The organism is Bacillus sp. JJ1127, from assembly GCF_036965845.1.
Classification (GTDB): Bacteria; Bacillota; Bacilli; order Bacillales; family Bacillaceae_G; genus Bacillus_A.
On record NZ_JBALQK010000148.1, the window covers coordinates 13,411 to 17,612 of the forward strand.

A 4,202-nucleotide genomic window follows, 5' to 3' on the forward strand; every position below is an offset into this window, starting at 1 on the left:
TTCTATGCATGGCCAGATCCTCTCGCCCACCTAAAAAGAGGGGGGGTATATCGATTTTTTAATTGATGTATATATATGTAGTTTTATTAAGATATTACCCATTCAATCTTCCCATAATAATGGTGTTATAGTATTTACCATCGGAAAGGATTTTGTCATTTTTTAATATACCTTCAATTTCAAAACCAAGTCTCTCATACAGTTTAATCGCTTTATCGTTTGTCTCTAAAACATTTAGAGTGATTTTTTTAATACCATTGGCGTCAGCCCAAGATATAGATTCTTTTAAAATGTTTTTACCAATGCCATATCCCCAAAAATCTTTTAATACGCATACTCCAAATTCTACTTTATGAGAGAATCGCTTTAAATAAACTCCCTCGCATCTTGAAAAACCGACAATCCGGTCGTTCACTACAGCGACTAAAAACAAGTTCCTTGGACTTTCAGTGTCCGTTTTTATAATCTCTTTAAATCCCGCTGTATCAATGAATCCCTCCCCTTTTTCTCTATCCAAATTTTCAGTTTCTCCGTCAATCTGTAATCTTAATTCAGACAACTCTTTTGCATCTTTATCAATTGCCGATCTAATCATATAATTTATCCCATTCACATAAAATTCTTGTTTGTTAATTCTCATAATATATTCCTTTCATCTATAGAATGATTTCATATTACTTAAAAAGTAAACATACCTACTATTTTGAAGTTCTCTGTCCCTTTTAAAAATCCTTTAATAAGCATATAATAAATAAAGGAGTCGCTACCAACGACTCCCTATGACTTAGAGGAAATAGACCGCCTGGCGCAAAGGATTCGGTCTATTTTCTTGTTTTTTTACAATACAACGCTACCTTTCTCATTCTTTTTCCTCACTAGATTTTGCCACTAGCACTTTCATACCTTTATTTTCAATTTGTTGAATGGTTTCTTCATTTGCTTCTTCATCTGTTATCAAAAGATCGATTTCTCGAAGCGATTCTCCTTTTACAAAGTACTCTACACCAAGCTTATAATGAGGGGCTAAACAAATATTTCTTCGCGAAATCTCGCTTACAGCCTTACCAAAACTAGCTACTTCCGGTGTTGCTGTACTTATACCATTTATTGAAACTCCTCCACCTGTTGAAAAATAAAGATCAATTGAAAATTGTTGTATGAATTCATACGCTAACGAATCTGTTATATTTCCAGAAGACTTTACTTTCCCACCAACTAAATACGTGTCAATAAATTCATTTTCTTTTAACGTGTCAGCTATTTTCATGGAGTTTGTAACGACTGTAAAATGAGTGTTAGGTAAATATTTTAACATGGTGTAATGAATCGAAGCCCCACCGATAAATACTGAATCCCCCTTTTGAATGAAGGAAGCAGCCGCCTTTGCAATTGCGTTATCATATTTTGATCCTTCTCCATAACGTTTAGATAGTGGTGCAGGCAAGGTTCTAACTTTTGAAGACTCAATTGCCCCTCCATGCGTTCTTTTCAGTAATCCCTTCTCTTCCATAATAGAAAGATCCCTTCTAATGGAATCAATAGACATCTCAAACATTTCAGCGAGATCTTTCGCAATCACTCTTCCTTCTTTCTTAAGTAACTCTAAAATTTTTCCCCTTCTTTCTTCTGTGAACATAATAACCCCTCCTAAAAATAAAATCAGAAAATTCAATCTTTCAATTACCATTATATTCATGTTTATTCTGTTTTACAATATTTTAACTTCATGTTTTTTCATCTTTTATCAAGAATATCTCTGGTCCATCTAACTTTTTTCATGAATATTAAGTATACACATGGATTATTTTCAGAATTTAAATAATTTACAATAAAATAGAGTTATAATGAAATAGACTTTGAATATATGAGGTGTTTGTCTTGAAATTAAAAGAAATTGCAGATCTTTTTTTTAACAAAAAGACTACCGGGAATATGGATATAGAAATTACTGGCCTACAAATGGATTCTCGAAAAATCGAAAAGGGAAATTTGTTTATTTGTGTTCCAGGTATAGAAGGTTTTCTTGCAGATAGGCATCTATTTGCTGAAGAGGCAGTTCAAAATGGCGCTGTAGCATTACTGGTTGAAAAAGATGTAAATGTCAATGTTCCAAAGATATTTGTGAAAGATGCTAGGCGCGCTATGGGCGTTATAGCATCCCATTTTTATCATTATCCTTCTCATGAAATGAATATAATGGGTATTACTGGAACGAACGGCAAGACAACAACTTCTTATTTAATTGAAAAAATTCTAAAAGATTATGGATACCGTACAGGCCTAATGGGAAACAACGGGATAAAAATTGGGGAAAATATGTACCCTACAGACATTAATACACAAGAACCACCAATTTTACAAAAAAACTTAAGGTTAATGAAGAATCAGGAAACCGATTACTGCATTATGGAAGTAACATCACAAGGACTACATATGGGAAGAACTATGGGATGTGATTTTAAAACAGCTGTTTTCACTAACTTAACTCAAGATCACTTAGACTATCATGGAACATTTGAAGATTACAAGCAGACAAAAGGCCTTCTTTTTTCTAGGTTAGGGAATACATTTTCCAGCACAAATAAAAAATTTGCTGTTATAAATATCGATGATCCGGCTGCACCTTATTTTCAAAAAATTACTTCTGCAGAAATTATCACGTATGGAATAGAAAACGAAGCAGATGTTGCCGCTAAAAATATAAAATTAAGTTCAAAAGGAATTGAATTTTTAGCTGCTACTTTTAAAGGAGACATCGAAATAAACATTAAATTAGTAGGGGGATTTAATGTTTATAATGCGTTAGCCGCAATCGCATCTGCATTAATTGAAGGGATTCCATTAGAAGCAATTCGTCAAAGTCTAGCCCATATCAATCATATAAATGGGAGAATGGAAATAGTTAATGAAGGACAAGATTTTCTCTTATTAGTTGATTATGCTCATACGCCTGATGCCTTAAAGAATGTACTTACTACGCTAAACGAGTTTTCTACCGGAAAAATCATTACTGTATTTGGCTGTGGTGGCAATCGAGATACAAATAAAAGACCTATTATGGGACGTATTGCATGCAAATACAGTGATTATGTCTTTATAACTTCTGATAATCCTCGTTCTGAAGATCCCTTCATCATTATGAAAGACATCGAAAAAGGAATGTTAGAATACGATAGTTCCGAATATGAATTAGAAGTTAATCGGGAGAACGCGATAAAAAAAGCAATTCAAATGGCAGCGCCTCATGATATTGTGCTTATAGCTGGTAAAGGTCATGAAACTTATCAAATTTTAAAAGATGAAACGGTGCACTTTGATGATAAAAAAGTAGCACGAAAAGCTCTTTTTGAAATAAAATAATTTCTTTTGTGATCAAGAAATCTATACTAGCATATTAGCCGTAATTAGAATTGTATACTAATTCGCCTACAAAAAAACTTGAGGGAATCCGAACCCTCAAGTTTTAAAATTATCATTGAACAAATATTACGAAGACCAATGAAATTTTATCTACAATCGCTTTCCTCTACTTCCTTTTTCATTACTAACCAATTTTCTTCTCCTAAGAACCATTTTGTTAATAAATACCTTTCTGCGTTGTGTATTTTAAAACCATAGCGCCGATACAGGTGTATGGCAATTTCATTCGTTTGAGACACATAAAGCTTTACTGTACTTTTATTTTCGAATTTTGCTATTTTCATTACTTCGTTTAAAACTTTTCTCCCATATCCTTTACCACGACATCTCTTATTAATTGCCAAAAAGCTTACATATAGTTCATCCTTTTGAGGCCTAGTATAAAGTAGCCTCATCCCTAATCTCCATCTAAGTTTCCTAAAAAAAGGGAAATGCCTATCCTTATTCCCGCTATTAAAGTTCTTTTCGGGAAAATTTGAAGCATTCACTCCAAAAATACCTACAATTCCATTATCACCATCAATCACTGAAAAACGTTTTTCTGTAGTTTGATCGTATGATTCTAAATACATATCAACTTTTTGATTATCATTTGTCCCTAAAATTTTCTTCCATTTTGAGATGAAAGACTCTCTCAAAAGCATAACTTCTTCGTTTTTATCATATTTATCGATTTCTTTAATAATCACCTTCATCCTCCTTTATCGGCATTAGAATTTCTAATTCAAGAATGTCACCACTAATAAAAACTTCATTTGAATATTCTATGGCATATATTAGGA

The 4,202-nt window shown here is 32.8% G+C and carries 4 protein-coding genes; 1 reads left to right on the forward strand and 3 read right to left on the reverse strand.

The window, feature by feature from the left end:
• Positions 1-94: 94 nt before the first annotated feature.
• On the reverse strand, positions 95-640 hold the full coding sequence (locus tag V7183_RS15365) for a GNAT family N-acetyltransferase (protein WP_335360084.1): 546 nt from the start codon (positions 638-640) through the stop codon (positions 95-97).
• A gap of 219 nt (positions 641-859) precedes the next feature.
• A complete protein-coding gene (locus tag V7183_RS15370; RefSeq protein WP_335360085.1) occupies positions 860-1,636 on the reverse strand; it encodes a DeoR/GlpR family DNA-binding transcription regulator in 777 nt (258 codons plus the stop codon).
• Between the two features lie 242 nt (positions 1,637-1,878).
• Here V7183_RS15370 and V7183_RS15375 point away from each other — a divergent pair, with 242 nt between their 5' ends.
• Entirely contained in the window at positions 1,879-3,360 is a 1,482-nt protein-coding gene (locus V7183_RS15375; RefSeq protein ID WP_097898320.1) for a UDP-N-acetylmuramoyl-L-alanyl-D-glutamate--2,6-diaminopimelate ligase, read from the forward strand.
• 146 nt (positions 3,361-3,506) lie between these two features.
• On the opposite strand, the gene V7183_RS15380 is transcribed toward V7183_RS15375, so the two are convergent.
• The gene (locus V7183_RS15380; RefSeq protein WP_170958115.1) at positions 3,507-4,109 is read right to left on the reverse strand and encodes a GNAT family N-acetyltransferase; all 603 of its coding nucleotides are present in this window, start codon (positions 4,107-4,109) and stop codon (positions 3,507-3,509) included.
• Positions 4,110-4,202 lie beyond the last annotated feature (93 nt).

Excerpts from the sequence above, each read along its gene's own strand:
- V7183_RS15365 (WP_335360084.1), bottom strand. The coding sequence starts at position 640 with ATGAGAATTAACAAACAAGAATTTTATGTGAATGGGATAAATTATATG.
- V7183_RS15370 (WP_335360085.1), bottom strand. The coding sequence starts at position 1,636 with ATGTTCACAGAAGAAAGAAGGGGAAAAATTTTAGAGTTACTTAAGAAA.